Source organism: Pseudonocardia ailaonensis (assembly GCF_039531635.1).
Taxonomy (GTDB): Bacteria; Actinomycetota; Actinomycetes; order Mycobacteriales; family Pseudonocardiaceae; genus Pseudonocardia; species Pseudonocardia ailaonensis.
Genome location: NZ_BAAAQK010000028.1, coordinates 149481 through 174635, shown reverse-complemented (window position 1 = coordinate 174635; position 25155 = coordinate 149481). Strand labels below are relative to the sequence as shown.

Sequence of the window (25155 nt, the reverse complement as noted above, 5' to 3'; positions counted from 1 at the left end):
CCGGGACCCTGCGGGCGAAGCGCCGAGGCTAGCGCTCGGCGGGCGCCGCGCCGGGGGCTGCGGCGCGCAGTGCGACGAGCACGCGGCGTAGTGCGGCGAGCCGTTCCGACCGCAGCTGACCCGCGGTGACGAGCGCGTCGAGCGCGCATTCCGGGTCGGCGGGCGGCCCGAAGTGCCCGCACCCGCGCGGGCAGTCCTCGATGGCCGCGGCGAGGTCCTCGAAGGCGGCGACGACCTCCGTCGGGGTCACGTGCGCGAGCCCGAACGACCGGACGCCCGGGGTGTCCACGACCCAGCCGCCCTCGATCGGCAGCGCGAGCGCTGCCGTCGTCGTGTGCCGTCCCTTGCCGACCCCCGAGACCCGCCCGATGCGCTGGTCCGCATCCGGTACCAGGGCGTTGACCAGTGTGGACTTGCCGACGCCGGAGTGTCCGACCAGTGCGGACACCTTCCCGCGCAGCAGCGCGGCGAGCTCGCCCGGCTGCCCGTCCCGGGTCACGACGACGGGGAACTCCAGCTCGGCGTAGAGGGCGGCGAAGGGGGCGGGATCGGTGAGGTCGGCCTTGGTCAGGCACAGCACCGGCGTGAGCCCGCCCGCGAACGCGGCGACCAGGCAGCGGTCCACGAAGCCCTCGCGCGGCTCCGGATCGGCCAGCGCCGTGACGATCACCAGCTGGTCCGCGTTGGCGACCACCAGCCGTTCGAAGGGGTCGGTGTCGTCCGCGGTGCGCCGCAGGATGCTGCGCCGCTCCTCGACCCGCACGATCCGGGCGAGGGTGTCCGGCGCGCCCGAGACGTCGCCGGCGAGCCCCACCCGGTCCCCGACGACGATCGGCGTGCGGCCCAGCTCGCGGGCGCGCATGGCGGTGACGGGCGGGAGCTCGGCGTCCGCGTCCGGGGCGCAGGTCCAGCGACCCCGGTCGACCACGGTGACCATGGCCTCCCGGGCGTCGGCGTGGTCCGGGCGGCGCTTGGTGCGCGGCCGGGAACCGCGCCGGCCGGGGCGGATCCGGACGTCGGACTCGTCGTACTCCCTAGGCATCGAGCAGCCGGGCCCACCGGCCGGGGAAGTCGGGGATCGTCTTGGAGGTGCAGGCGATGTCGTCGATCGTCACGCCGCCGACCACGAGCCCGACGATCGCCCCCGCCGTCGCCATCCGGTGGTCGGCGTAGGCGCCCCACGGCCGGTCGGTCGCGGCGAGCGCGGCCGGGCGGATCGCCAGGCCGTCCTCGGTCTCGTCGACCGCCGCACCGACGGCGGCCAGCTCCGTGGCCAGGGCCCGGATCCGGTCCGTCTCGTGGCCGCGGATGTGCGCGACGCCGCGGATCACGCTGGGGGAGTCCGCGAGCGCGGCCAGCGCCGCGACCGTGGGGGTGAGCTCGGACGCCTCGTGGAGGTCGACGTCGAGGCCGTGCAGCCGGGCCGGGCCACGCACCGTCATGCCCTCGGGGCGTGCCTCGACCGTCGCGCCCATCCGGGCCAAGACCTCCAGGATCTCGCTGCCGGGCTGCGTGGACTCCGCCGGCCAGCCCGCGACCGTCACCTCGCCGCCGGTCGCCGCGGCGGCGGCCAGGAACACCGACGCGTTGGAGAGGTCGGGCTCGACCGCCCAGGTCCGGGCGGTGATCGGCCCGGGCTCGACGTGCCAGGTGTCCGGCTCGTGATCGTGGACGACGACGCCCGCCTCGCGCAGCATCGCGACCGTCATGTCGATGTGGGGGAGGCTCGGGACGGGCTTGCCGTCGTGGTGGACCGTGAGGCCCTTGTCGTAGCGCGCCCCGGAGAGCAGCAGACCCGACACGAACTGCGACGACGCCGACGCGTCGATGGTCACCGTGCCGCCGGTGAGACCACCGGTGCCGTGCAGGACGAAGGGGAGCCGGTCGCCGTCGACCACCGCGCCGAGCGCCCGCAGCGCGTCGAGGACCGTGGCCATGGGGCGCTCGCGGGCGTGGGGGTCGCCGTCGAAGATCACCGCACCGTCGGCCAGCGCGGCGGCGGGCGGGACGAACCGCATCACGGTCCCGGCCAGGCCGCAGTCCACGGCGCCGCCGCCGGTCAGGGTGCCGCCCTCGATCCGCACGGTCTCGCCCTCGACCGCCACGGCCACCCCCAGCGAGCGCAGGGCGCCGATCATCAGCGCGGAGTCGCGCGTCGCGGGGACACCGTGGACGGTCGAGCTGCCCGCGGCCAGCGCCGACAGCAGCAGCGCGCGGTTGGTCACGGACTTCGACCCGGGCACGGACACGGTCCCGCGCACGGGCCCGGAGGCGGTGGGTGCGGAGTAGAGGCCGGTCACGGCCCCCATGATTCCCCATCGGGCCCCGGTCCCCGACCCGGCGCCGCCCCCGATCGCCGAAACGCCGATCGTGCTGGCTGTCGGGGGTGCGTGCCACGATGGGGCCATGTGCGGGAGGTATGCCTCGACGAAGGCGCCGACGGACCTGGCCGAGGAGTTCCGGGCCGTCGACGCGGTGACCGAGAAGGCCGGCGAGCCGAAGCAGCCGGACTACAACGTCGCGCCCACGCGGGACGTCATCGCCGTGGTGGCGCGCCATCCGCGAGACGAGGAGGGCACACCGGACCCGGACATCACCGAGCGCAGCCTGCGGCTCGTCCGCTGGGGGCTCGTGCCGAGCTGGGCCAAGGACCCCTCCGCCGGCGCCCGGATGATCAACGCGCGCAGCGAGACCGCGGGCGAGAAGCCCGCCTTCCGCCGCGCCCTGGCCGCCCGCCGCTGCCTGCTCCCCGCCGACGGCTGGTACGAGTGGCAGCGCCGCGCCGCCACCAAGGACCACAAGGCGAGCAAGCAGCCGTACTACACGCATTACCAGGACGGCGCCTCGCTCGCGATGGCCGGTCTCTGGGAGTACTGGCGGCCCAAGGAGGGTGAGCTGCTCGAGAAGTTCCCGAACGGCCTGGTCACGGCCACGGTGCTCACCACGGAGGCCGTCGGCCCGCTCGCCCAGGTGCACGACCGGATGCCGCTCGTCCTGCCGCAGGCGGCGTGGGACGCGTGGCTCGACCCGGACACGGACGGGAAGGACGAGGAGGTCCTGCGCTGGCTCGTGCCGCCCTCGGCGGAGCTCGTGCAGACGATGGAGATCGTCCCGGTGTCGGACAAGGTCAACTCGGTGAAGAACAACAGCGTGGAGCTGCTGGCGCCGATCGATCCCTCGCAGGTCGAGGAGCCGATCCAGCTCGACCTGCTGTCGTGACCAAGCTCCCGCGGACGTCGCAGGCGTGTGTTTCGGGCTCCCGGAAGTGCCGACTCGCGGGAGTGGTGGCGGGTGGGTGAGTCGCGGGAGATCGGGACGCCGCACGGGCCGGCCCGGGTCCACCTCCATCTCGTCGAACACGCCCGAGGGGCGCTGGTCCTCGGGCACGGTGCCGGCGGTGGGGTCGAGGCGCCCGACCTGAAGGCCGCCACCCGGGCGGCGCGCGAGGCCGGTCTGCACGTCGTGCTGTCCGAGCAGCCCTACCGGGTCGCCGGCCGTCGCGCGCCCGCCCCGGCCGGGCAGCTCGACACCGCCTGGCTCGCCGTCGTCGCGGCGCTGCGGGAGGCCGAGCTCGCCGGGCTCCCGCTGTTCTTCGGCGGCCGCAGCTCCGGGGCCCGCGTGGCCTGCCGGTGCGCCGGCGAGGGCGAGGCCGCCGGCGTCGTCTGCCTGGCCTTCCCCGAGCACCCGCCGGGCAGGCCCGAGAAGCACCGGCGGGCGGAGATCGACGGCGTCGCGGTGCCGGTGCTGGTCATCCAGGGCGACCGCGATCCGTTCGGGTGCCCACCGCCCGCGCCCGGCTGCGAGGTCGTGGTGCTGCCGGGTGACCACTCGCTGAAGAAGGACCTCCCCGCCGTCGAGAGGTCGGTGGGGGAGTGGCTCGCCCGGCAGCTGCCCTGATCCGGCCGGGTCAGCGCCGCCACAACAGGTGGTGCGTCACGCCGCTCGCGCTGGGCACCACCACCAGGTGGTAGCGATCCCGTCGCTTCATGATCGCCGTCATCGCGGGATGTCGGCCACCAGCGGCCGCGGATCGGCACTCCTGGCGATCATGAGCGGTCGCCACGGGTACGACCGGCCTGCGGCGCAGCGCGGTCAGCGGGTGAACCAGGACGGGGCGTCGAGGCGGGGTGGGCCGGCGACCCGGGACAGCGCGTCCTCCAGGGTGCGGACGACGTCCTCGCCGAGGTCGGCCGCCCAGCCTGCGCGCAGGGCGTCGAAGATCTCGGCGGAGCGGGTGAGCATGTCGCGGCCACGGTCGGTGGGGCGGACCAGGATCCGGCGGGCGTCCGCGGCGTCCGGGGCCCGTCGCACGTAGCCCGCCGCCTCCAGCCCGGCGATCGTCTTGGCCGCGGCCTGTTTGCTCACGCCCAGGCGCCGGCCCAGCTCGGCGGCCGTGGTGCCGGCGCCGACGGCCTGGAGGGCGAAGCCGTGCATCGGTCGCGCCTCGGGATGGCCCTGCTCGGCGAGCTCGGCGTGCAGTGCGTCGACCAGGCTCTGGAAGCCCGCGAGCAGGAGCAGGGGCAGCGCGTACCCGGGCCGCTCACTCGACATTTTCGACAACCAGGTTTACGGTTTGGACAACCACGTTGTCTAACTTACCCCGGAGGTCCCGATGCCCGTCGTCCGCCGCGCCGCCCGGCGCACCCACGAGACGCCCAACGCCGTGATGACCACCCTCGCCTCGCCCACACTCGGCGGTGCCGCGCACTCGGTCTGGCAGGTCCGGATGCGCCCGGGCCAGGAGGGCCCCGCCCACGTGATGGACGGCGAGCAGGTCTGGACCGTGCTGGAGGGCGGCATGACCGTCGAGCCCCTCGGCACGCTGGGCCCCGGCGACACCGCCGTGCTGCGGGCGGGGGAGGAGCGCCGGATCGTCGCCGACCCCGAGGCCGGGCTGTCCGCGCTGGTCACCGGCCCCGGCACCGCCCGCGCGGTGCTCCCCGACGGCACCGACCGCGGCGTCCCCGACTGGATCGCCTGACCGCCGCGAGCGGTGCGTCCCGGCCGCCGCCCTGCACCACCGGGAGCGGTCACGCCCGCGCGGCGGTGAAGATCGCTGCGAGCGGCACTCGACGGCGCACTCGACCGCTGTGCCGTGCCGGTCGCGGTGATCACGCGCCCGTGCGGCGGTGAAGATCGCCGCGAACGCGACCTCACGGTGCGGCCGGCACCTCTGCTGTGGCACTCGGATCGATCACCGGCCCGCGGCGGAGCTGATCATCGCGAGCGGTACCTCACGGTCCCGTCGCAACTCCGCTGTAGCGCTCGGAACGATCACGGACTAGCGGCGGAGCTGATCATCGCGAGCGTCACCTGACTGCGCAGTCGACCGCTGTGCGGTGCCGGTCGCGGTGATCACGCGCCCGTGCGGCGGTGAAGATCGCCGCGAGCGCGACCTCACAGCGCGGCCGGCAGCTGTGCTGTGGCACTCGGAACGATCACTCTCGGCGGAGTTGATCATCGTGAGCGATACCTCACGGCTCCGCCGGCGACCTTGCTGTGGTGCTCGGATGGATCGCAGCCTCAGCGGGCCGCGATGTCCGCGGTGGTGGCTCCCACGACCGCGACCAGGTCGGTGGGGGAGAGCTCCACCTCGAGGCCTCGGCGACCCGCGGAGCAGAAGATCGTGGGGTAGCCGGTGGCGGAGGCGTCGACCACCACCGGCAGCCGCTTCTTCTGCCCCAGGGGCGAGATCCCTCCCGCGACGTAGCCCGTGGCCCGTTCCGCGGCGGCGACCTCGGCCATCGTCGCCTTCTTGCCCCCGACGGCCGCGGCGAGGGCCTTGAGGTCCAGCGTCGCGTCGACCGGGACCACCCCGACCGTCAGGGCGCCGTCGACCTCGGCCACCAGGGTCTTGAACACCCGGCCGGGCTCGAGGCCGAGCGCCCGGGCGGCCTCGGGGCCGTACGCGGCGCCACCGGCGTGCTCGTAGGAGTGCAGCGTGTGGGCGATCTTCCGCGTGCTCAGCAGCGCCGTCGCCGGCGTCCCCCGCCCTGCCACGACCTCTCCTTTCCCCGGCCCGGGCCGCACCGGGAATCCCCGCCCGGTCCGGCGCGTTCGCAACCTACGTGACATCTGCTCTGTTGGAGACGCCGGTCCCGGCCGCATCGCGCCGCACCGGCGTCGGACGCGTAGTCTCGTCTCCGATCGCGAACCGGGTGCCCCGCACCCACGGGGAGAGGAGCGCGGTGCCCGACGAGTCGTCGAAGGCGGAGGACTCCGCCGAGCCGGTGACGGACGAGCTGGACCGCGCCCCGGAGGAGACCGAGTCCGAGCGGGCCGCGCGCTTCGAGCGCGACGCGATGCCCATGCTGGACCAGCTGTACGGCGCCGCCCTGCGGATGACCCGCAATCCCGCGGACGCGGAGGACCTGGTCCAGGAGACGTACCTGAAGGCCTACTCGGCGTTCCGGACGTTCCGCGAGGGCACCAACCTCAAGGCCTGGCTGTACCGGATCCTCACCAACACCTACATCAACGGCTACCGCAAGCGGCAGCGCCAGCCGCTGCAGTCCCCGACCGACGAGATCACCGACTGGCAGCTCGCCCAGGCCGGTGAGCACAGCTCGACCGGCCTGCGGTCCGCCGAGGTCGAGGCGATGGACAACCTGCCGGACTCGGACGTCAAGGAGGCCCTGCAGCGGCTTCCCGAGGACTTCCGCATGGCGGTCTACCTCGCCGACGTCGAGGGTTTCGCCTACAAGGAGATCGCGGACATCATGGGAACCCCGATCGGCACCGTGATGTCGCGGCTGCACCGCGGCCGCCGGCAGCTCCGGGAGATGCTCACCGACACGGCGATCGAGCGCGGCTTCATCCGTGACTCGAGCATCCGTGACTCGAGCGTCCGGGGCGAGCAGGAGGTGGCCAGCTCATGAGCTGCGGGAACCACCACGACACGGACTGCTCCGAGGTCCTCGCGGAGGTCTGGTTGTACCTCGACGGCGAGTGCGAGCCGCAGCGCCGGAGCCTGCTGATCCAGCATCTCGACGAGTGCTCGCCGTGCCTCGAGGAGTACGGGATCGACGAGAAGCTCAAGGCGCTGCTCGCCCGCAAGTGCAGCGGGGAGACCGCGCCGGACGGGCTGAAGGACCGGCTGCGCCGGCAGATCCTCGCCCAGGCCGAGGTGAGCGTCGAGTCCGGACCGGGCGGGACGACCGTCGAGGTCCGCACCACCCGCATCGAGCGCCGCGGCTGAGCCGCGAGTTCGGCCCTGCGGCTGAGCCGCGAGTTCGGCCCTGCGGCTGAGCCGCGAGTTCGGCCCTGCGGCTGAGCCGCGAGTTCGGCCCTGCGGCTGAGCCGCGAGTTCGGCCCTGCGGCTGAGCCGCGAGATCGGACCCGCGGCTGAGCCGCGAGATCGGACCCGCGGAGGGCAGACAGAACACGAACGGCCCGTCCACCGCGGTGGACGGGCCGTTCGTGCGTCTGCGGACGGCTCAGGTGTTGGGCCGCTTGCCGTGGTTCGCGCCCTTCTTGCGGTCGCGGCGCTTGCGTGCGCGCTTCGACATGGTTCCCTCCTTCTCCTGGCACAGGTCCTGAGCCCATCCTCCCACGTGATTGGATGGCGCTCGTGTCGACCCTGAGCGAACTGCTGGCCGAGCACTCGAGCCTGTCCGGCGACTCCGTCGAGCACCTGCAGCGGGTCGTCGCCGAGTGGCAGCTGCTGGCCGACATGTCGTTCGCGGACTTCCTGCTGTGGATCCCGCTGCCGCAGGACGCGGACCACGACATGGCGGGTGCCCCGGAGGAGTTCCTCTGCGTGGCCCAGGCCCGCCCGACGACCGCCCCGACCGCGCACCCCGAGGACGCCGTGGCGGCCCGGGTGACCTTGTGGGAGAACCCGCAGCTGCGCCGCGCGGTGGTCGAGGGCCGGATCTGTCGCGAGGAGGAGCCCCGCTGGCACATGGAGGTGCCGGTGCGGCGGGAGACCATCCCGGTCCGGCACAACGGTCGCGTCGTCGCCGTGCTGTCCCGGGACACGAACCTGGCCATGCCGCGCGTCCCGAGCCCGTTGGAGATCGCCTACCTGGGCAGCGCGAGCGACCTCTGCCAGATGATCGCGGACGGGACCTTCCCGACGACGGCGGCGGCGGCCGGCGCGGACACCAGCCCGCGGGCGAGCGACGGGCTGATCCGGCTCGACGCCCACGGCCTCGTGGCCTACGCCAGCCCCAACGCCCTGTCCGCCTACCACCGGATGGGTCACGACACCGATCTCGTCGGCACCCCGCTCGGCCCGCTCACCAAGTCGCTCACCGGCGATCCGTTCGACGCCACCGAGGTCGCCGCCCGCATCCAGGCGGCGCTCGACGGGCGCACGTCGCTGCGCATGGAGGTACGGGCCCGCGGCGCCACGATGCTGGTCCGGGCGCTGCCGTTGCGTCCGCGCGGGGACGCGGCGGGCGCGCTCGTCCTCGTCCGGGACATCACCGACCTCCGCCGCCGCGACCAGGCCCTGCTGAGCAAGGACGCAACGATCCGGGAGATCCACCACCGGGTCAAGAACAACCTGCAGACGGTCGCGGCGCTGCTGCGGTTGCAGGCCCGCCGGACCCAGATCCCCGAGGCCCGCCGGGCGCTGTCGGAGAGCGTGCGGCGGGTGACGTCGATCGCGCTGGTCCACGAGGCGCTGGCCTACTCGGTCGCCGAGATGGTCGACCTCGACGAGCTGGTGGACACCGTGCTGCCGGCGATCGGCGACGGCGCCACCGCGGAGGTGCGGGCGAAGGTCCGCCGCGACGGCTCGCTCGGCACCCTGGGTTCGGCGCTCGCGACCCCGCTGGTCCTGGTGCTCACCGAGCTGGTGCACAACGCCCTGGCCCACGCCTACGAGCCGGGTCAGCAGGGCGAGGTGGTCCTGCGGGCCCGGCGCTCGGCGGCGACGCTGGAGGTCGTGGTGGCCGACGACGGGCGGGGCATGCCCGAGGGCTTCGACATCGACCGCGCGGAGGGTCTGGGGCTGCAGATCGTGCGCACGCTGCTCGACGAGCTGGACTCGACGCTGGCCGTCCGCCCCCGGGAGGGCGGCGGAACGGAGGCCCTTATCACTGTCCCGATGACGGCGCGATAACCTTGGCGTGTGATCGCCGATCCCGGTGCCGAGGTCGCGCCGGTGCCGTGCTCGACGGTCATGGGTTCCCGGAGTGGTGCGGTGACATCGCTCCGGGACCACAGAGAAGCGGGCCCGCTGCCGGTGCTCTCCGGCGACGGGCCCGCTTCTCGGGTTCGTGCAGCTGTCTCTGGTACCGCAGGGTGCAGGTCTCGGGGAGCGAGTGTGCGACCCCAGCTGTGACCTGCGCTCGGCCCGGCGAACTGCTCAGGCGGTGCGAGCGCGGGTACGTGCGTTCCGGCGCTTGAGGGCGCGGCGCTCGTCCTCGCTCATACCGCCCCACACGCCGGCGTCCTGGCCACTCTCGAGGGCCCACGCGAGGCACTCGGTGACCACCGGGCAGCGGCGGCAGACGGTCTTCGCCTCGGCGATCTGCAGAAGCGCGGGGCCGCTCGTCCCGACCGGGAAGAAGAGCTCCGGGTCCTCGTCGCGGCAGATAGCGCGGTGACGCCAATCCATGATCGTTCCACTCCTTGTGCTGGCGGTCGGGGTCGCGCCGACCGCACGTCTGTGTGTCACGCATTTTTCGCGCTTGTGAATGATTTCACGAGCGACGTCGCTCTTCAAGGGACAAGGTCCGAGCGGGTGAGTAGCCTCACCCACACTCCGCAACGTTGGCCGACACGGACGGTGTCCGGATCGATCCCGCGTCACTCGGTGCGTCGTCGGTATCGTCCGCCGCGCCCCGGGTATTACCCGGACCGCCGTGGACCATACCGGCCGACCCCGGTGTCGTCCCTCGCTTTCGCAGGACCTACCTTGGATCACGGTCCCCGCAGGTGGCGAGTCCCTAGCTGCTCGGTGGTCGTCGAACGTCGGTGAATGGTGGCCCCGTGTCACTCGACCGGGTGATCACGCCGCCCCGCCTGCGACGAGGGGCTCCTCTCACACGACGACGCGTAACGCTCCGGGCACGCTCACGAATTCCACGTCCGTCCGGGCGCCCAGGTGGTCCCCGTCCAGCTGCAGGGCCAGCGGCTCCTCGCTCCGGATGCGCACCCGCGGCACCGCGTCCTGGCGCACGATGCCCTTGCCGTGGGGGTCGCCGTCGGTCACAAGGATGTGGCGCAGAGTGCGCGCGATGGTCGGCAGCCCCAGATCGCGCAGCGCGAAGAGGGCCAGACCGGCACCGAACGTGGCGCCCGGGTTGGTGCGCACCGCGCGCCCGGACAGGTAGGTCCACGGGTCGGTGTTGCTCACGAACGCCATCCGGATGTCCTCGAGCGGCCCGGCACCCGGGACCTCGACGGTCATCGCCGGCGGCCGGCGGCGCTGCCGGAGGTACTCGGCCACGGCCGTGCCCGCGTACCGGACCGGGCTCGCCTCCCGGCCGCTCGCCCGCGCGCGCTCGACGGCGGCGACCACGTCCGCGTCCCAGCCCATGCCGGCGTTGAAGGTGAACCAGCGGTCGTCCGCGCGGCCCAGGCCCACCAGGCGGCTGCTGCGGCGCTCCAGGGCCCGCAGGATGGCGCCCGTGGCCTCCACGGGGTCCCTGGGGATGCCGAGGGCGCGGGCGAAGACGTTCGCCGACCCACCGGGCACGACGGCGAGGGCGGGGGCCTCGGGATCCGCGCCGTCCGGCGCCCGCGGGCCCTCGGCCTCGCGGTCGACCAGCATGCCGTTGACGACCTCGTTGACCGTCCCGTCGCCGCCCAGGGCCACGACGAGCTCGACGCCGGCCGCGCAGGCCGCGGCGGTGGCCTCGGCCGCGTGCCCGCGGTAGGCGGTCTCCAGCACGTCCAGCTTGAGCTCGCTGGCCAGGGCGTGGGTCAGGACGTCCCGTCCACCCGGGGTCGTCGACGTCGCCCGCGGGTTCACGATGAGGAGGGCGCGCACGTCCCCCAGGGTAGTCGCGCCCGTATCCTGGCCGTCGTGACGCCCGACGCCCGCCCGGAGGACCTTCCCGCCCCGCAGGGGGAGGGCCCGCCGCCGCGGCCCGTGCAGGTCGCCGCGGGGATCGTCGGTGCCGAGGGGCTGCTGTCGCTGGTGGTGGCCGGCGTGTTCGCCGTGGCGTCCGAGGGCGGCGTCGGCGCGCGGATCGGCGAGGCGTCCTACTTCGTGATCATCGGTGCCGCGCTGGTGTTCTGTGCCGCCGCGCTGTTCCGTGGCCGGTCCGGCGCGCGCACGCCGGCGATCGTGGCGCAGCTGCTGCTGGTGCCGGTCGTCTACTCCACGCTCAGCTCGGGGCAGCTCCTGATCGGCATCGCCGCGCTGGTCGTCGTCGTCGGGACCTTCCTGCTGCTGGTGAGCGAACCGGCGCGGCGCTGGTCGATGGGGATCGACCAGCGCCGCAGAGGTGACTAGCGGACGAGCGTCAGCTCGCCGGCATGAGCACCTTGTCGATCACGAACACGGTGGCGTTCGAGGTCGGGATGTTGCCGCACAGGATGTTCGCGGTGTTGCCCTTGCCGTCGGTCACGGTCGGCGCCGTCGCGGTGCCGCCGATCTTCAGGGTGCCGCCGGCGAGCTCGGTGGTGGTGCCGGCCGCGACGAGGCCCTTGGCGTCGTAGCGCTTCGGGATCACGTGGTAGCTGAGCAGGCCACCGAGCTGCTGCTGGTTGGCCAGCAGGCTGTTGAAGGCCTGGTCACCGACCGCCTTCTGGACGTCCGCGAAGGCGCCGTTGTACGGGGCGAACACGGTGATCGCCTTCTGCTGGTTCAGGGTGTCGGCCAGGCCGGGCACCTTGCCGACGGCCGTGACGAGCGTCGTGAGCAGCGGGTTCGTGCTCGCGGCGCTGGCGACCGGCTGCGGGCCCATGTTGTCCAGCGAGCCGGGGGAGTTGCCCTGCGGGAGCTGGCTGCAGGCGGGGCCGAAGACGTCGGCGTTGGTGGTGACGCCGGTGCTCGCCGCGGCCGCCGGGGCGGACGCAGGAGCGGAGGCGGCCGCCGACGGGGCGGCGGAGGTGCCCGACGCGGTGGAGGAGCCCCCGCCACAGGCGGCGAGGGTGACGGCCAGGGCAGCGGTGGCGACTGCGGCGGCCACCCGGACGGTACTGCGCATCGGAATTCTCCTTCGAGCTCGGCCCGGTGCTTCCGGGCCTTTCACAGGGGTATTCGGGACGTTTTCCGGAACGGTTCGCGCTTCGTATCCGGATGAATTTCGGTTCGGGTGAATCTCAGGAAACCGTGAAGATCGTGGCGGGCCAGCCGGAGGCGCCGTCGGGGATCGGCTCGGCGCGGTCCTCGGTCTGGGTCACGCCGTTGGCGTCGACCGCACGGGTCTGCACGGTGTGGCTCCCGGGGGCGAGGTCGAAGTCGGCCTTCCACATCCGCCAGGTGCGCCCGCCCGTGGCGCCGCTCGGGGAGGACGACAGGGTGGCCGCACGCCATGGGCCGCCGTCCATCCGGACCTCGACCTTGCTGATCCCGATCGGCTGCGACCAGGCGATCCCGGCGCAGGTGACGCGTCCGGCCGGCACGGACTGGAAGCCGCGCGGGCTGTCGATGCGGCACTCGGTCTTGATCGGGGCCCGCTGGGCCCAGCCGCGCTGCAGCCAGTAGCCCTTGCGCCGGTCGAAGGTGGTCAGCTCCATGTCCACGAGCCACTTCGTGGCCGAGACGAACCCGTAGAGGCCCGGCACGACCATCCGCACGGGGAAGCCGTGCTCGGGCAGCAGCGCCTCGCCGTTCATCCCGACGGCGAGCAGCGCCCCGCGCCCCGGCTCCAGCACGACGTCGGTGGGGGTGCCGGCGGTCCAGCCGTCCGAGCTGGTGGTGAAGATCTGGTCGGCGCCGCGCTGCACCCCGGCCTCGAGCAGCAGCTCGCGCAGGTCGACGCCGGTGAACACGGCCGTGGAGATCAGGTCCCCGCCGACCGGGTTGGACACGCAGGTCATGGTGATCGTGCGCTCGACGAGCGGGCGGGACAGCAGGTCGTCGAAGCTGAGGGAGAGCTCGCGGTCGACCATCCCGTGCAGCCGCAGCGACCAGTCCTCGGCGCGCAGGTCCGGCACCTGCAGGGCGGTGTCGATCCGGTAGAAGTCCTGCGCGGGCGTCAGGAAGCCGGGCGTGCCGAGCTCGGCGAAGTCCGCACCGGCGGGCACCGCGGGCGGCTGTTCCGTCACCCGGGCGCCGGCCAGCCGGGCGGTCACGCCGCGCCGGGAGTCGGCGCCGCCCCCGCCGAGCAGCAGCCCGCCGAGACCCGCGGCCGCCGACGCCACGGCGACGGCGGCCATGGACCCGACCAGCACGGCCCTCCGGCCGATCCCTCCGCGGCCGGAATCACCGCCACTGCCGTCGGTGGGGGCCTCGCCGTTCGCGGAGCGGGCGACGCGGTGCAGACCGGCGAAGCTCGCGAGGCCGGCCACCAGGGCCGCCAGCGGGGCGACGAAGGCCGCCGCGTTCACCGTCGGCGCGGCGGCGACGGCGCCCACCCCGAGCAGGCCCAGCACGGCCACCACGGTGAGCCCGGGACCCGGGCGGCGCCGCGACACGAGCCCCGCGACGGCTCCGACCAGCGCGATCACCACCGCCATCCCGCCCAGCAGCACCGGCTTGTCGGCGGTGCCGAAGGTGGTCTTGGCGAACTCGGTGAGCACCTGCGGGGAGAGTCGGATGACCGTGTCCCCGACCGCGAGGAAGGGCGACGACGAGGGCGTCACGAGCCCCGCGACGAGGCTCCCCACGCCGAGCGCGGCGCCCACCGAAATGAGTCCGACGAGCGCCGCGACGAGGCGGCCGAGCGCATTTCCCGGTGCCCGTTCCGGCGATTTCCGGGGCGTCGTTGTGGCCATGCCCGAAATTCGTTCCGAAACTGATTTCGGTTCGTTTTCGGGTGCGGCCCCGGTCAGGCGGTGAGCGGGCCGATCGCGACGATCGTGGTGGGCAGTTCGGGGGCGACCCGGCCGGGCTCGCGGGAGACCGCGAACCCGGTGAACCGGGACGTCGCCGGGAGGGTGCGCACCTCGGTGCGACCGGTCGTCGCGTCGAACGTCCCGACCGCCTGCGGGGCCCCGGCGCCGGTGCCCCACAGCACGTAGGTGGTGCTCGACGCGTCGTTGCCCGGCAGGTCCGCGACCACGAGATGAAGCGCGGTGTGGTCGGAGACGACGGCCGCCACGGCGGTCCCGGCGCCGTCGAGCAGGGTGGCGTGGGTGCTGCCGGGGGCGTCGAGCCCGGTGACGATGCTGGTCAGGTCGCGGGAGCCGGCCACCGCGGTGTCCCGCTGGGCCTGCAGGTCGACGGCCTGCCCGGTGAGCACCCCGACGGCCACGGTGCACGCGGCGGCGAGCAGTGCGGTCACGAGCCGGCGCCGACCGGGCCTCGCGCCCCGCCGCTTCCCGGCCGGCTGGAGCGGACGGGTGCTGCCCCAGCCGCCCCGGCTGCCCTCCCCGGCGACGGCGTGCCGCGGGGAGCCCGTGGGCTCCCGCAGGCCGGCGTCCGGTCCGGCGAGAGCCGCGGCGAGGATCCGTTCCCGCAGGTGGGCGGGGGGTGCGGGGGCCGGGGCGGCGTTCGCGATCCGGACCAGCACCTCGTCGTGGGCCCGCAGGGTGGCGGTGCACTCCGCGCAGCGCGGCAGGTGGGCGAGCACGGCCAGCTCCTCGTCGGGCTCCAGCGCGTGCAGCGCGAAGCCGGCGACCTGCCGGGTCATGGAGCAGGGCGCGGTCACGAGGCACCCCCTTCCGGGGCGAGGGCGGCGAGCGAGGTCCGGAGCCGGGCGAGGCCGGTGAACATCCGGGACTTGACGGTGCCCAGCGCGACCCCGGTCAGCGCGGCGACCTCCCGCTGCGTGTACCCGCCGAAGTAGGCGAGGGCGAGGGCCTTGCGCTGCTCGGCGGGGAGCGCGGCCAGGGCGGTGCGCACCGAGCCCGCTGCCGCCGAGAGCAGCGCGGACTCCTCGGGCCCCGCGCCGCCGTCGGGCGGGAGGCGGTCGGTGCCGCCGGGGTCGTTCGGGAAGGTGTCGATCGGCACGGTCCGGCGGCGCTGCGAGTCCTCGCGCCGCACCAGGTCCACGGCGCGGTGGTGCACCAGCGTCATCAGCCAGGTGCCCACCCGCCCCCGCCGCGGGTCGAACCGGGGGGCCTCCCGCCACGCCGTCACGAAGGCTTCCTGGACGGCGTCCTCGGCGAGCTGTGCATCCCCGCACACGCGCTTGGCCAGGGCGAAGGCCCGGGTGCCGTAGCGGTCGTACAGCGCCGCGAGCGCGTCCGGGCGGCCTGCGGCGAGCGCGGCGAGGATGTCCTCGTCGGAGTCCGGAGCTCTGGAGCCGGCGTCCTTGCGGGCCGCAGCGCCGCCGACGGCGTGTGCCGCGTCCCGTGTGTTCACGCAGGGCGTTCGGAGCACCGCCCTGATCGGTTCGGTGGAGAGCCGGTTCAGCTGCCCAGCTCGGCCAGCGCCGCACCCGTGAGCCGGAAGGTCGTCCATTCGTCCATGCCGGTGGCGCCGAGGGACCGGTAGAAGGCGATGGACGGGGCGTTCCAGTCGAGCACCGACCACTCGAGCCGGGCGTACCCGCGCTCCCGGCACTCCACGGCCAGCGCCGTGAGGAGCTCCGTGCCGAGTCCGCTGCCGCGCAGCGCGGGCTGCACGTAGAGGTCCTCCAGCCAGATCCCGTGCACGCCTTCCCACGTACTGAAGTTGAGGAACCAGAGCGCGCAGCCCACGATCCGCCCGTCGAGCTCGGCCACGTGGCCGAACAGCGCCGGCGCCGGCCCGAACAGCGCCGCGCGGAGCTGCTCGACCGTCAGGTGGCACTCGTCGCGTGCCTTCTCGTACTCCGCGAGCTCCTCGACGAGACCCACCACCGCCTCGACATCGCCCGGTTCGATCCTACGTACCCGATTCGTCCGCCCGTCCGTCACCTCTGCACGATATCGGCCTCCTACCAGCGCAAACATCTCCGGCGAACGGAGCAACCTTTGGTGCTCCCACTCGTCAACCATGTGGGGGAGGACGACGGAGAGGTGACCATGGGTAGACACAGCGTGAGAACCGGGCGGTACCGGACGGCGTCGATCACGGCGGCGGTCCTCGGGCTCGGCGCGCTCGCCGTCGCCCCGGCCCAGGCGGCCACCACCGCGCCGCAGAGCCAGACCCAGGCCCAGCCCCAGACCCAGCCCCAGATCCAGCCGCAGGCCCAGCCGGCCGGCGACGCGACGGCGCTGGTGCCCGGCACCCCCTGCACGGTCACGGCGAAGGCGTGCGTCGACCTGGCCCATCGCGAGGCGTGGCTGATCGTCGACGGCAAGGTCAGCCGCGGGCCGGTCCGGATGATGCCCGGCGACCGCGCCGACCCCACGCCCGTCGGCACGTTCACGGTCCAGTGGAAGGACCAGAACCACATCAGCGACATGCCCAACCACGCGCCGATGCCGTTCTCGGTCTTCTTCGCCGACGGCGGGGTGGCCTTCCACGAGGGCAGCCTGCAGAACCCGTCCTACGGCTGCGTGCACCTGACCCACGACGACGCGGTGGCCTTCTTCGACTACCTCCAGGTCGGCGACCAGGTCCAGGTCCACTGATCGCTAGGGGATCCTGAGGTTGACGGCGTCGAGCCGCGGGACCCCGCGCTCGTCGCCCAGTACCGCCCAGGCGGCGGCGTCCATCGCGACGTGCACGCCGCCCGCCGCCGGCATGCCGAGCCAGCGCGCGATCAGGACCCGCGAGAAGTGGCCGTGCCCCACCAGGACGACGTCCCCGTCCGGGAGGACGGCGCGGGCGTCGGCGAGCACGGCGTCGGCCCGCTCGCCCACCTGCTCGGCGGACTCGCCGCCGGGGCACGGATGGGTCCACACGGTCCAGGCCGGCACCGTCTCGCGGATCTGCGGGGTGGTGAGGCCCTCGTAGTCCCCGTAGTCCCACTCGGCGAGCCGCGGGTCGACGGCGTCCGGCTCCAGGCCGGCGAGCTCGGCGGTGACCCGGGCCCGGGCCCGGGGGCTGGTGACCACCCGCGCGGGGGGGCCGGCGCCGGGGCGCAGCGCGGCGAGGGTCGGTGCGGCCGCCTCCGCGAGCTTGCGTCCGCGCTCGGTCAGGGGGATGTCGGTGCGCCCGGTGTGCCGGCCGTTGGCCGACCACTCGGTCTCGCCGTGCCGGAGCAGGAAGACGCGTGCCACCCCGCGCAATCTACCGGTCGGCGCGCGGCGCTCCCGACCGTTCGGAGCAGTGTCGGTGCCCGCCACTGCGGGGTACCATCCGCTCACCCACTGTGCACGAGGAGACGATCATGGCTGGCCGGGCGCTCAACCGCGTGACGGTTCGGCTGCTCCATGCCGGCTGTCGCACGATGTGGGGCTTCGAGCCGCGGATGATCCCGCACATCGTGGAGGCCATGGGCCCGGGCGGCGCGCTGCGGTGGTTCGCCGCCAACATGCCGCGCTACCTGGTGACGATGCAGGTGCTCGGCGGGATCCGCACCCACCTCGCCGGCATGGTCATCTCCCTGTACAACGGCTGCCACTACTGCGCCTACGGCCACGGCTACGCCCTCGAGCTGCTCTACCTGCGCCAGAAGGGCAAGCTGTTCCCGCTGGACGTGCGCACGCTGGACGAGTGGCTGGAGATCGGGCCGCGCCAGCTCACCGGCCGGATGCAGGCGGTGCTGCGAGACGCGGGCATGCATGCCGAGGCGCTCTGGGTGGACGCCACCGTCGGCCTGGTGAGCGGGCAGCAGCAGCCGGTCGACGGCGCCGAGGTGCGGCTCGCGCACCTGGTCTCGATGTTCGGGACCATGAACCGGATCGCCGTCGAGGCCGGCTGCATCGACGCCGACCAGGCGCAGAACCCCGTCAACAAGGACCGGGCCGTGAAGGAGCGCCATGCGGCGCTCCGGGCGGCTCGGGTCTGAGCTCCCCCCGTGCTCTACCCTTCGCCGGTGTGACGGCCGAGCGAGTGTCCGAGGGGATGCCGGGCCTCGCGCCTGCGCATCCCGAGGAGCTGCACCCGCACCTGGCGCTGGCCCGGCGCAGCCTGACCACCGCCGGCATCGACATGGCGGAGTTCGTCCCGCTCTTCTACCGCACGCTGTTCGGCTACGCGCCCGGGCTGCGGTCGCTGTTCCCGCTGTCGCTGTCGGTGCAGCAGTCGCGGTTCGGCCGCGCGCTGGTGCACGTGCTGACCACACTGGACGAGCCCGAGTCGCTCGTCGGGTTCCTGGAGCAGCTGGGCCGCGACCACCGCAAGTTCGACGTCCGCGAGGAGCACTACGCCGCCGTCGGCCGGGCCCTGCTCGCGACCCTGCGCGAGTGCGCGGGGGAGGCCTGGACGCCCGAGGTCGCCGAGGCCTGGGAGTACACCTACGGGTACGTCGCGGACGTCATGCGCCGCGGGGCCCGCGCGGACACCGGGCCCGCCTGGTGGGCGGGCGAGGTCGTGGAGCACCGCCGCCTCGACCGCGACAACGCGATCGTGCGGGTGCGCACCGACGGGGCCGTCGACTACCGCGCCGGGCAGTACGTCGGGGTGGAGACGCCGCAGCACCCGCGGCTCTGGCGCTACCTCTCGCCGGCCACCGCACCCGACGGCGACGTGCTGGAGTTCCAGGTCAAGGCGATCGGCTACGGCAGCGTGAGCCGGGGGATCGTGGCCTCGGCCGCGCCCGGGGACCGCTGGCGGATCGGCTCGCCGATGGGCGCGCTGGACCAGGCGATCGCCCCCGGGCGGGAGCTGCTGATGATCGCGGGCGGCACCGGGATCTCGCCGGTCCGTGCGCTGCTCGACCAGCTGGAACGCGACGGCGGGCACCCGCAGCGGGTGGTCGTCTTCTACGGGGCGCGGGACTGGGAGTCGCTGCACGCCCTCGACGGCCTGCGCCGCGCCACCTATCGCAACGGGTGGCTCGACGTGATCCCGGTCGTCGAGGAGGAGCCCCCGGCACCGGGCCCGCAGGTCGGCACGCTGGCCGAGGTCGCGGCGCGCTTCGGGGGCTGGGACGACTGCGAGATCGTGGTCAGCGGCTCGCCCGCGATGCTCGCCGCCACGGTCCGGCGGCTCCGGGGCGCGGGGGCGCCGCTGGAGCGCATCCACTACGACCCGTTCGTCGTCGACTGACATCCGTTCCACCAGGTAATCCCTTCGTGCGCCTTGACGTATTCCCATATGGGTATATGTTGGGCGCATGGCACGGGCGGCGACCACCACCGACGCGTTCAACGCGGTGGCGGAGCCGCGGCGCCGGGAGATCCTCGACGTGCTCGCCGCCGGCGAGCGCTCGGTGGGTGATCTCGTCGCCGAGCTGGGGCTCGCCCAGCCGCAGGTGTCGAAGCACCTGAAGGTGCTGCACGAGGTGGGCCTCGTCGCCGTCCGCGAGGACGGGCGGCGGCGGCTCTACCGGCTGAACGGGGGCGGGCTCAAACCGATCCACGACTGGGTCGCCCGCTTCGAACGGCACTGGGAGGACCGGTTCGGCGTGCTGGACGCCGTCCTGGAGCAGATGGAGGAGCCGGAATGAGCACCACGACCCGCGGCAGCGCCGTCGTCACGCTGCCCGCCGACGACCAGATCCTGATCGTGCGCGAGTTCGCCGCCCCGGCCGCGAACGTGTTCCGCGCCTGGACCGAGCCCGAGCTCGTGAAGCGCTGGTGGGCGGGCACGAAGGGCACCGTGACCGGCGCGGACGTCGACCTGCGGGTCGGCGGGTCCTGGCGCTGGGTGATGGAGGCCAACGGCGGCTTCGAGGTCGCGTTCCACGGCGAGTACCGCGAGATCGTCCCCGGTGTGCGGCTGGTGTTCACCGAGGTCTTCGAGGGCATCCCGAACGCCGACGAGGCCTACGCGGTGACCGCCCTGGACTTCACCGAGACCGACGGCCGCACCACCGTGAGAATGCTGATCCAGCACCAGACCCAGGAGCACCGCGACATGCACGTCCAGTCCGGTATGGAGGAAGGCATGCAGGGCAGCATGGACGCCCTCGAGGACGTCGCCGTCACCCTCTGACCTGCGCATTATGGTTCCATAACGCGATTTCGGGGGCCGTTTTCGCGCGTTATGGTTCCATGACGCGGGGTCAGCGGGGTCAGCGGGTGAGGAGAGCCGTCAGGCGGTCGAGGGCGGGGCCGTAGGCGCCGGGGAGGGCGCGGGCCAGGAGGTCGGGGACCTTGGCGCTGCTGGCGATCAGGACCCTCGTCCGCCGTTTCTCGACGCCGTCGAGGATCTCCGCGGCGGCCTTCTCCGGCGGGTAGGACAGCAGCTTCGCGAACAACGCCCGGTGCCTCTCGGCCTCGGCGGTGTCCACACCGGACCCGAGCCGGGCGTTGCGCGCCACGTTGGTGCGGATCCCGCCCGGATGTACTTGCGTCACACCGGTTCCGGTCTCGGCGAGCTCGTGGCGCAGCACCTCGGAGAACCCGCGGATCGCGAACTTGCTCGACGAGTACGCGGACTGTCCCGCCGGCCCGATCAGCCCGTACAGGCTGGAGACGTTCACGAGGTGGCCGCCGGGGCGGGCGGTCAGGGCCGGCAGCAGGTGGTGGGTCAGCACCACGGGCGCGCGGAAGTTGATGTCCATGACCCACTCGAACTCGTCGAGGGTCACCTCGCGGAACCGCCCGCCCAGGGCGACCCCGGCGTTGTTGACCAGCAGCCGGATCTCCCGGGTCGCGAGCTCCTCGCCGAGGGCGGTGACGGCGGCCCGGTCGGCCAGGTCGACGACGTGCGTCTCGGTCTTGACCGTGGTGATCGCGTCGGCCACCCGGGCCAGGCCCTCTGCGTCCCGGTCGACCAGGATCAGGTCGCTGCCGCGGGCCGCCAGCCCGTACGCGAGCTGCTCGCCGATGCCGCTCGCGGCGCCGGTGAGGACCGCGGTGCCGCCGGTGAACCGGTAGTTCTCCATCAGGCTGCCTTTCCGGTGAAGGTCATGTCCCGGGTGAGGTCCGCGCGGGACATGGTCAGGGCGTCGGACACATAGTTCTGCGTCACCTGCCAGGGGCGGCGCGTGCCCTGGCTCGGGAAGTCCTTCATGGAGCGCTGCACGTAGCCGGAGGTGAGGTCGAGCAGCGGGCGGCGTTCGGCGGAGGCGGGCGCGGTCGGGGCGGCCGAGCCGTACCCGTTGCGCTCCAGGTACGTCAGCAGGCGGGTCACGTACCGCGAGGACAGGTCGGCCCGCAGCGTCCAGGAGGCGTTGGTGTAGCCGATGCAGTAGGCGAGGTTCGGCACGCCCGACAGCATCAGGCCGCGGTAGGAGAAGGTGTCGCCCAGGGCGACCTGCCGGCCGTCGACGGACAGGGTGAGCCCGCCGAGCGGCAGCATGCGCAGCCCGGTCGCGGACACCACGACGTCCGCCTCGAGCTCCCGCCCGGACCGGAGCCGGATGCCCTTCTCGGTGAAGGTGTCGATGTGGTCCGTGACGACGGAGGCGTGCCCGTCGCGGACCGCCTGGTAGAAGTCGCCCCCCGGGACGACGCAGAGCCGCTGGTCCCACGGCTCGTAGGCGGGCGTGAAGTGCTCGTCGACGGCCTTCTCGTTGAGGAAGTGCAGCGCGCCCGCGCGGAGCATCTTCTTGACCAGGGCCGGCCGGCGCCGGGCGAGCTGGTAGAAGGCCTGCGTGACGGCGACGTTCTTGGCCCGGACGATCCGGTGCGCGAGCCCGGCCGGCAACCGGCGCCGCACCGCGTCGGCGAATCCGTCCTTGGCCGGCAGGGCCGTGAGGTAGGAGGGGGAGCGCTGCAGCATGGTGACGTGCGCGGCCTGCTCCGCCATCGCGGGGACGAGGGTGACGGCGGTGGCGCCGCTGCCGATGACCACGACCTGCTTGCCGGTGTGGTCAAGGTCCGCGGGCCAGGCCTGCGGGTGCACGAAGGTGCCCGCGTAGTCCGCGAGGCCGGGGAACTCCGGCTGGTAGCCGCGGTCGTAGGAGTAGTAGCCGGCGCAGAGGTAGACGAACTTCGCGTGCCACTGCCCGCTGCTCGTCTCGACCGTCCAGCGCTGGGTCTCGCTGGACCAGGCCGCGGACCGCACCGTCGTGCCGAAGCGGATGTTCCGCTCGATGCCCGCCTCGCGCGCGGTGTCGCGGATGTAGGTGCGGATGGCATCGCCGTCGGCCATGGACTTCTCCCCGCGCCACGGCCGGAAGGGATAGGACAGCGTGAACATGTCCGAGTCCGAGCGGACGCCGGGATACCGGAAGAGGTCCCAGGTGCCGCCGATCGCCTCGCGCTGCTCGAGGATCACGTAGGAGTCGCCGGGGCGCTCCTCGTGCAGGCGGTACGCGGCGCCGATGCCGGACAGGCCGGCCCCGACGATGAGGACGTCTGTGTCGAACGGACCGTCGTTCATGTCGTCCAGTCTCCGATTTCGTACGGGCAGGGCGCTTACCCTCACGCGACAATGATTTACCCTCACGCGACATGACCCCGGTCGTGCGCGCCGCCTCGCTGCGCGGCCTCGCCCCGCTCGTCGACGGCCTGGGCGGCGACTCCGCGGAGCTCTTCCGCCGGTTCGGGGTCGATCCCGCCGCCGTGGGCGCGGACGACGCGGTGATCCCGGTCCGCTCCGCCGGCCTGCTGCTGGAGGTCGCCGCCGCCGAGCTGGACTGCGCGGACCTCGGCCTGCGCCTCGCCGAACACCAGGACCTGGGCATCCTCGGGCCGCTGGCCGTCGCGATCGAGAACGCGCAGACGCTGGGGGAGGCCCTGGACAGCGCGTCGCGGTACCTGTTCGTACACAGCCCGGTGCTGTCGATCGCGCAGGTGCCCGATCCGGAGGGCGGCCGCGGCGTCACCGCGGTGCGCTACGGCGCGACCGGGCCGGAGCCGCTGCGGCCGCAGGCCTCGGACCTGGGACTCGGTCTGCTGCACCGGATCATCCTGCTCCTGCACGGCGGCCCGTACGGCCTGCGTTCCGCCCACCTGCCGCATCCACCACTCGTCCCGGTGACGCGCTACACCGACTTCTTCGGTGCCGACGTCCGGTTCTCCCGCGACGCCGCGGTCCTCCGCCTGCCCACCTCGCTCACCGCCGCCCCGGTCGCGGGCGGGGACCGCCTGCTGCGCACGCTCGCCCTGGAGTATCTGGACACCCACTTCGCGGAGCCGGACCAGGGCGTGACCGACCGGGTCCGGGCCCTGCTGGCCCGCTCGCTCGGCTCGACCCCGCCGCGGATCACGGACGTGGCCCGCTTCCTGCGCCTGCACCCCCGCACCCTGCAACGTCACCTGGCCGCGGAGGGCACCACCTTCGAGACGGTCCTCGACGAGGTCCGCCGCGCCGCCGCCCACCGCCTGATCACCCAGACCGACCTCCCGTTCTCGCAGGTCACGGCCATGCTGGGGCTCGGCGCCCAGTCCGCCCTGACCCGCGCCTCGCGCCGCTGGTTCGGGGCGTCCCCCCGTTCCGTGCGCGCGGAGCAGGGCTAGGGGGACGACCGGCTCACAGGGGCCAGCCGGAACGCAGGATCGCGAAGGTCGCCTCGCGGAGGGCGGCGGCGTCGTCGTCCGGTCCCTGGACGAGGCCGGGGATCCCGCAGAACACGTGGGCGAGCGCGCGGGTGGAGGGGCTCGGGGCCGCCTCGCCGCGGTCCTCGGCGATCGCTGCGGCCAGCGCCTGCTCGTGGCGCGCCCACATCCTCGCGGCGTACTCGCGCAGCGCCGGGCTCTCCTCGACGAGCCGGCGGAAGCTCGGGCCCCGCGGGCTCTCCTGGTGCACGGGGCGGCTGTTGCGCTCGGCGAAGGCCGCCAACGCGTCGAGCAGGGGGATGTCCCCGCGGTCGCGGACGGCGGCCACCAGCGCGGCCTCGACGGAGGCGTCCTGGTCGAAGAACAGGGCCTCCTTGCTGGGGAAGTGCGTGAACAGCGTGGTGACGGAGACGTCCGCGCGATCGGCGATCTCCGCGACGGTCACCTGGTCGTAGCCGCCGCGCTCCAGGGCGAGCCCGAGCGCCGCGTCGGCCAGGGACTGGCGGGTGGCGGCCTTCTTGCGCTCGCGTCGTCCGGTCACGGGTGTAGCGTATCAATAACTGAAGTCACTTCACTTTTGAAGTCACTACACCTATGGTGGGTGGCAACCGACGACGAAGGAGAACTCCCATGAAGATCGCAGTGATCGGCGCCGGACCCGGTGGACTCACCCTCGCCCGCGTCCTGCAGCGCCACGGAATCCCGGTGACCGTCTACGAACGCGACGACGATCCGGGCGCCCGCGACCAGGGCGGCACGCTCGACATGCAGCAGGACACCGGCCAGGTCGCGCTCGAGGCCGCCGGCCTGCTCGACGACTTCCTGGCGCTCTCGCGCCCCGAGGGCCAGGGCGGCCGCATCGCCGACCGGTCCGGCCGCATCCTGGCCGACCAGCCGGCCCGCCCCGGCGACCTGGCGAGCCCCGAGATCGACCGCGGCGAGCTCCGCGGCCTGCTGCTGGGCTCGCTCGAACCCGGCACCGTGCGGTGGGGGAGCGTGCTCGAGCGCGCCGAGCCGGGCCGCCTCCACCTCCGGGGCGGCGACACCGTGGAGGCAGACCTGATCGTGGGCGCGGACGGCGCCTGGTCGAGGGTCCGCCCGCTCGTCTCGCCCGCCCGGCCCGAGTACTCCGGGGTGACGTTCGTCGAGCTCCGGATCACCGACGTCGACGAGGCCCATCCCGAGATCGCCGCCCTGGTCGGCGACGGGATGCTGTTCGCCCTCGGCGACCGGAAGGGCCTGCTCTGCCAGCGCAACGGCCATGGCGTCGTCCGCGTCTACGCCGCCTTCGCCGCCGAGCTCGGGGCCACCCACGAACGGGCGGACCTGTACCGGATCTTCGAGGGCTGGGGCGCGCCGCTGCTCCGCCTGCTCGACGAGTGCGAGCCCGCGGTCGTCGACCGCCCGATGTTCGCGCTGCCCGTCCCGCATACCTGGGAGCACGTCCCGGGCGTCACGCTGCTCGGCGACGCGGCGCACCTGATGTCGCCGTTCTCCGGCCTGGGCGCCAACACCGCGATGCTCGACGGCGCGGACCTCGCCCTGGCGATCGCGGAGGAACCCGACCTGTCGGCGGCGGTCCGCCGCTACGAGCGGCTGATGTTCCCCCGCGCCGCCCGCAACGCCGAGGGCGCGGCGGAGGGCCTCGCCGGCATCCTGGAGGACGACGCGCTGGAGGGCTCACTCGCCCACGTGGGCCGACGCTCCTCGTGAGTGCCG

The 25155-nt window shown here is 73.6% G+C and carries 30 protein-coding genes; 14 read left to right on the top strand and 16 right to left on the bottom strand.

What is annotated here, in order from left to right; all coding sequences use genetic code 11:
• Positions 1 to 28: 28 nt before the first annotated feature.
• On the bottom strand, positions 29 to 1042 hold the full coding sequence (gene rsgA, locus ABD324_RS33210) for a ribosome small subunit-dependent GTPase A (RefSeq protein WP_344426457.1): 1014 nt from the start codon (positions 1040 to 1042) through the stop codon (positions 29 to 31).
• A complete protein-coding gene (aroA, locus tag ABD324_RS33205; protein ID WP_344426455.1) occupies positions 1035 to 2300 on the bottom strand; it encodes a 3-phosphoshikimate 1-carboxyvinyltransferase in 1266 nt (421 codons plus the stop codon). Before aroA ends, rsgA begins: the two co-directional genes overlap by 8 nt.
• 106 nt (positions 2301 to 2406) lie before the next feature.
• Between aroA and ABD324_RS33200 the strand changes: the two genes are divergently transcribed.
• Both ABD324_RS33200 and ABD324_RS33195 read left to right on the top strand, forming a co-directional pair.
• Positions 2407 to 3219, top strand: a complete 813-nt coding sequence (locus tag ABD324_RS33200; protein WP_344426452.1) for an SOS response-associated peptidase — start codon at positions 2407 to 2409, stop codon at positions 3217 to 3219.
• A gap of 72 nt (positions 3220 to 3291) precedes the next feature.
• Positions 3292 to 3897, top strand: coding sequence for an alpha/beta hydrolase family protein (locus tag ABD324_RS33195; protein WP_344426450.1), 606 nt, complete (start codon positions 3292 to 3294; stop codon positions 3895 to 3897).
• Positions 3898 to 4092: 195 nt separating this feature from the next.
• Here ABD324_RS33195 and ABD324_RS33190 read toward each other — a convergent pair whose 3' ends face one another.
• Positions 4093 to 4551, bottom strand: a complete 459-nt coding sequence (locus ABD324_RS33190) for a MarR family winged helix-turn-helix transcriptional regulator (RefSeq protein WP_344426448.1) — start codon at positions 4549 to 4551, stop codon at positions 4093 to 4095.
• A 61-nt stretch (positions 4552 to 4612) separates the two neighbouring features.
• Here ABD324_RS33190 and ABD324_RS33185 point away from each other — a divergent pair, with 61 nt between their 5' ends.
• Positions 4613 to 4981 (top strand): cupin domain-containing protein, encoded by a 369-nt coding sequence (locus tag ABD324_RS33185; RefSeq protein ID WP_344426445.1) that lies wholly within the window; start codon positions 4613 to 4615, stop codon positions 4979 to 4981.
• 542 nt (positions 4982 to 5523) lie between these two features.
• Here the strand turns inward: ABD324_RS33185 and ybaK are convergent.
• Entirely contained in the window at positions 5524 to 6000 is a 477-nt protein-coding gene (gene ybaK, locus ABD324_RS33180; RefSeq protein ID WP_344426442.1) for a Cys-tRNA(Pro) deacylase, read from the bottom strand.
• Positions 6001 to 6230: 230 nt separating this feature from the next.
• Between ybaK and ABD324_RS33175 the strand changes: the two genes are divergently transcribed.
• Both ABD324_RS33175 and rsrA read left to right on the top strand, forming a co-directional pair.
• Positions 6231 to 6878 carry a sigma-70 family RNA polymerase sigma factor gene (locus ABD324_RS33175; protein WP_344427540.1) on the top strand — a complete coding sequence of 216 codons (648 nt, stop codon included), beginning with the start codon at positions 6231 to 6233 and terminating at the stop codon, positions 6876 to 6878.
• Positions 6875 to 7198: a mycothiol system anti-sigma-R factor gene (gene rsrA / locus ABD324_RS33170; protein ID WP_344426439.1), complete on the top strand. Its 324-nt coding sequence runs from the start codon at positions 6875 to 6877 to the stop codon at positions 7196 to 7198. The genes ABD324_RS33175 and rsrA overlap by 4 nt, the downstream gene beginning before the upstream one ends.
• 238 nt (positions 7199 to 7436) lie before the next feature.
• On the opposite strand, the gene ABD324_RS37435 is transcribed toward rsrA, so the two are convergent.
• A complete protein-coding gene (locus ABD324_RS37435) occupies positions 7437 to 7508 on the bottom strand; it encodes a 50S ribosomal protein bL37 (protein ID WP_425565971.1) in 72 nt (23 codons plus the stop codon).
• A gap of 62 nt (positions 7509 to 7570) precedes the next feature.
• Between ABD324_RS37435 and ABD324_RS33165 the strand changes: the two genes are divergently transcribed.
• Positions 7571 to 9070, top strand: a complete 1500-nt coding sequence (locus tag ABD324_RS33165; RefSeq protein ID WP_344427538.1) for a sensor histidine kinase — start codon at positions 7571 to 7573, stop codon at positions 9068 to 9070.
• 246 nt (positions 9071 to 9316) lie between these two features.
• On the opposite strand, the gene ABD324_RS33160 is transcribed toward ABD324_RS33165, so the two are convergent.
• Together ABD324_RS33160 and ABD324_RS33155 are read right to left on the bottom strand one after the other, a co-directional pair.
• Entirely contained in the window at positions 9317 to 9568 is a 252-nt protein-coding gene (locus ABD324_RS33160) for a WhiB family transcriptional regulator (protein ID WP_093082363.1), read from the bottom strand.
• A 426-nt stretch (positions 9569 to 9994) separates the two neighbouring features.
• Positions 9995 to 10945 carry a diacylglycerol/lipid kinase family protein gene (locus ABD324_RS33155; RefSeq protein WP_344426430.1) on the bottom strand — a complete coding sequence of 317 codons (951 nt, stop codon included), beginning with the start codon at positions 10943 to 10945 and terminating at the stop codon, positions 9995 to 9997.
• Positions 10946 to 10981: 36 nt separating this feature from the next.
• Here ABD324_RS33155 and ABD324_RS33150 point away from each other — a divergent pair, with 36 nt between their 5' ends.
• A complete protein-coding gene (locus tag ABD324_RS33150; RefSeq protein WP_344426427.1) occupies positions 10982 to 11413 on the top strand; it encodes a hypothetical protein in 432 nt (143 codons plus the stop codon).
• A gap of 10 nt (positions 11414 to 11423) precedes the next feature.
• Here the strand turns inward: ABD324_RS33150 and ABD324_RS33145 are convergent, their stop codons facing one another.
• From ABD324_RS33145 to ABD324_RS33125, 5 genes are all read right to left on the bottom strand, one after another.
• Positions 11424 to 12110: a fasciclin domain-containing protein gene (locus ABD324_RS33145; protein WP_344426424.1), complete on the bottom strand. Its 687-nt coding sequence runs from the start codon at positions 12108 to 12110 to the stop codon at positions 11424 to 11426.
• Between the two features lie 115 nt (positions 12111 to 12225).
• On the bottom strand, positions 12226 to 13842 hold the full coding sequence (locus ABD324_RS33140) for a molybdopterin-dependent oxidoreductase (protein WP_344426421.1): 1617 nt from the start codon (positions 13840 to 13842) through the stop codon (positions 12226 to 12228).
• A 53-nt stretch (positions 13843 to 13895) separates the two neighbouring features.
• Complete coding sequence (locus ABD324_RS33135) at positions 13896 to 14717, bottom strand: anti-sigma factor domain-containing protein (protein WP_344426418.1); 822 nt, start codon at positions 14715 to 14717, stop codon at positions 13896 to 13898.
• A complete protein-coding gene (locus ABD324_RS33130) occupies positions 14714 to 15373 on the bottom strand; it encodes an RNA polymerase sigma factor (protein ID WP_344426415.1) in 660 nt (219 codons plus the stop codon). The genes ABD324_RS33135 and ABD324_RS33130 overlap by 4 nt, the downstream gene beginning before the upstream one ends.
• A 47-nt stretch (positions 15374 to 15420) precedes the next feature.
• Positions 15421 to 15909 (bottom strand): GNAT family N-acetyltransferase, encoded by a 489-nt coding sequence (locus tag ABD324_RS33125; protein WP_344426412.1) that lies wholly within the window; start codon positions 15907 to 15909, stop codon positions 15421 to 15423.
• A gap of 108 nt (positions 15910 to 16017) precedes the next feature.
• Between ABD324_RS33125 and ABD324_RS33120 the strand changes: the two genes are divergently transcribed.
• Positions 16018 to 16569, top strand: coding sequence for a L,D-transpeptidase (locus ABD324_RS33120; protein ID WP_344426409.1), 552 nt, complete (start codon positions 16018 to 16020; stop codon positions 16567 to 16569).
• A gap of 3 nt (positions 16570 to 16572) precedes the next feature.
• Here ABD324_RS33120 and ABD324_RS33115 read toward each other — a convergent pair whose 3' ends face one another.
• On the bottom strand, positions 16573 to 17160 hold the full coding sequence (locus tag ABD324_RS33115; RefSeq protein WP_344426406.1) for an acid phosphatase: 588 nt from the start codon (positions 17158 to 17160) through the stop codon (positions 16573 to 16575).
• 110 nt (positions 17161 to 17270) lie between these two features.
• On the opposite strand from ABD324_RS33115, the gene ABD324_RS33110 reads away from it, so the two are divergent.
• The 4 genes from ABD324_RS33110 to ABD324_RS33095 all read left to right on the top strand — a co-directional run bounded on the left by ABD324_RS33110 (position 17271) and on the right by ABD324_RS33095 (position 19981).
• On the top strand, positions 17271 to 17891 hold the full coding sequence (locus tag ABD324_RS33110) for a carboxymuconolactone decarboxylase family protein (RefSeq protein ID WP_344426404.1): 621 nt from the start codon (positions 17271 to 17273) through the stop codon (positions 17889 to 17891).
• A gap of 29 nt (positions 17892 to 17920) precedes the next feature.
• On the top strand, positions 17921 to 19093 hold the full coding sequence (locus tag ABD324_RS33105; RefSeq protein ID WP_344426401.1) for a globin domain-containing protein: 1173 nt from the start codon (positions 17921 to 17923) through the stop codon (positions 19091 to 19093).
• Between the two features lie 67 nt (positions 19094 to 19160).
• A complete protein-coding gene (locus tag ABD324_RS33100) occupies positions 19161 to 19493 on the top strand; it encodes an ArsR/SmtB family transcription factor (protein ID WP_344426398.1) in 333 nt (110 codons plus the stop codon).
• The gene (locus ABD324_RS33095; RefSeq protein WP_344426395.1) at positions 19490 to 19981 is read left to right on the top strand and encodes an SRPBCC family protein; all 492 of its coding nucleotides are present in this window, start codon (positions 19490 to 19492) and stop codon (positions 19979 to 19981) included. The genes ABD324_RS33100 and ABD324_RS33095 overlap by 4 nt, the downstream gene beginning before the upstream one ends.
• A 79-nt stretch (positions 19982 to 20060) precedes the next feature.
• On the opposite strand, the gene ABD324_RS33090 is transcribed toward ABD324_RS33095, so the two are convergent.
• Both ABD324_RS33090 and ABD324_RS33085 read right to left on the bottom strand, forming a co-directional pair.
• Positions 20061 to 20876 (bottom strand): SDR family NAD(P)-dependent oxidoreductase, encoded by an 816-nt coding sequence (locus ABD324_RS33090; RefSeq protein ID WP_344426392.1) that lies wholly within the window; start codon positions 20874 to 20876, stop codon positions 20061 to 20063.
• The gene (locus ABD324_RS33085; RefSeq protein WP_344426389.1) at positions 20876 to 22318 is read right to left on the bottom strand and encodes a flavin-containing monooxygenase; all 1443 of its coding nucleotides are present in this window, start codon (positions 22316 to 22318) and stop codon (positions 20876 to 20878) included. Before ABD324_RS33085 ends, ABD324_RS33090 begins: the two co-directional genes overlap by 1 nt.
• A 71-nt stretch (positions 22319 to 22389) precedes the next feature.
• Here ABD324_RS33085 and ABD324_RS33080 point away from each other — a divergent pair, with 71 nt between their 5' ends.
• Positions 22390 to 23397 carry an AraC family transcriptional regulator gene (locus ABD324_RS33080; protein ID WP_344426386.1) on the top strand — a complete coding sequence of 336 codons (1008 nt, stop codon included), beginning with the start codon at positions 22390 to 22392 and terminating at the stop codon, positions 23395 to 23397.
• 13 nt (positions 23398 to 23410) lie between these two features.
• On the opposite strand, the gene ABD324_RS33075 is transcribed toward ABD324_RS33080, so the two are convergent.
• Entirely contained in the window at positions 23411 to 23977 is a 567-nt protein-coding gene (locus ABD324_RS33075; RefSeq protein ID WP_344426383.1) for a TetR/AcrR family transcriptional regulator, read from the bottom strand.
• 89 nt (positions 23978 to 24066) lie between these two features.
• On the opposite strand from ABD324_RS33075, the gene ABD324_RS33070 reads away from it, so the two are divergent.
• Complete coding sequence (locus ABD324_RS33070; RefSeq protein ID WP_344426380.1) at positions 24067 to 25149, top strand: FAD-dependent oxidoreductase; 1083 nt, start codon at positions 24067 to 24069, stop codon at positions 25147 to 25149.
• The last annotated feature ends 6 nt before the right edge of the window (positions 25150 to 25155 follow it).

Coding starts and splice junctions, on each gene's coding strand:
- rsgA (WP_344426457.1), bottom strand. CDS start 1,042: ATGCCTAGGGAGTACGACGAGTCCGACGTCCGGATCCGCCCCGGCCGG.
- ABD324_RS33200 (WP_344426452.1), top strand. CDS start 2,407: ATGTGCGGGAGGTATGCCTCGACGAAGGCGCCGACGGACCTGGCCGAG.
- ABD324_RS33190 (WP_344426448.1), bottom strand. CDS start 4,551: ATGTCGAGTGAGCGGCCCGGGTACGCGCTGCCCCTGCTCCTGCTCGCG.
- ABD324_RS33185 (WP_344426445.1), top strand. CDS start 4,613: ATGCCCGTCGTCCGCCGCGCCGCCCGGCGCACCCACGAGACGCCCAAC.
- rsrA (WP_344426439.1), top strand. CDS start 6,875: ATGAGCTGCGGGAACCACCACGACACGGACTGCTCCGAGGTCCTCGCG.
- ABD324_RS33160 (WP_093082363.1), bottom strand. CDS start 9,568: ATGGATTGGCGTCACCGCGCTATCTGCCGCGACGAGGACCCGGAGCTC.
- ABD324_RS33145 (WP_344426424.1), bottom strand. CDS start 12,110: ATGCGCAGTACCGTCCGGGTGGCCGCCGCAGTCGCCACCGCTGCCCTG.
- ABD324_RS33140 (WP_344426421.1), bottom strand. CDS start 13,842: ATGGCCACAACGACGCCCCGGAAATCGCCGGAACGGGCACCGGGAAAT.
- ABD324_RS33120 (WP_344426409.1), top strand. CDS start 16,018: ATGGGTAGACACAGCGTGAGAACCGGGCGGTACCGGACGGCGTCGATC.
- ABD324_RS33110 (WP_344426404.1), top strand. CDS start 17,271: ATGGCTGGCCGGGCGCTCAACCGCGTGACGGTTCGGCTGCTCCATGCC.
- ABD324_RS33100 (WP_344426398.1), top strand. CDS start 19,161: ATGGCACGGGCGGCGACCACCACCGACGCGTTCAACGCGGTGGCGGAG.
- ABD324_RS33095 (WP_344426395.1), top strand. CDS start 19,490: ATGAGCACCACGACCCGCGGCAGCGCCGTCGTCACGCTGCCCGCCGAC.
- ABD324_RS33090 (WP_344426392.1), bottom strand. CDS start 20,876: ATGGAGAACTACCGGTTCACCGGCGGCACCGCGGTCCTCACCGGCGCC.
- ABD324_RS33085 (WP_344426389.1), bottom strand. CDS start 22,318: ATGAACGACGGTCCGTTCGACACAGACGTCCTCATCGTCGGGGCCGGC.
- ABD324_RS33080 (WP_344426386.1), top strand. CDS start 22,390: ATGACCCCGGTCGTGCGCGCCGCCTCGCTGCGCGGCCTCGCCCCGCTC.
- ABD324_RS33070 (WP_344426380.1), top strand. CDS start 24,067: ATGAAGATCGCAGTGATCGGCGCCGGACCCGGTGGACTCACCCTCGCC.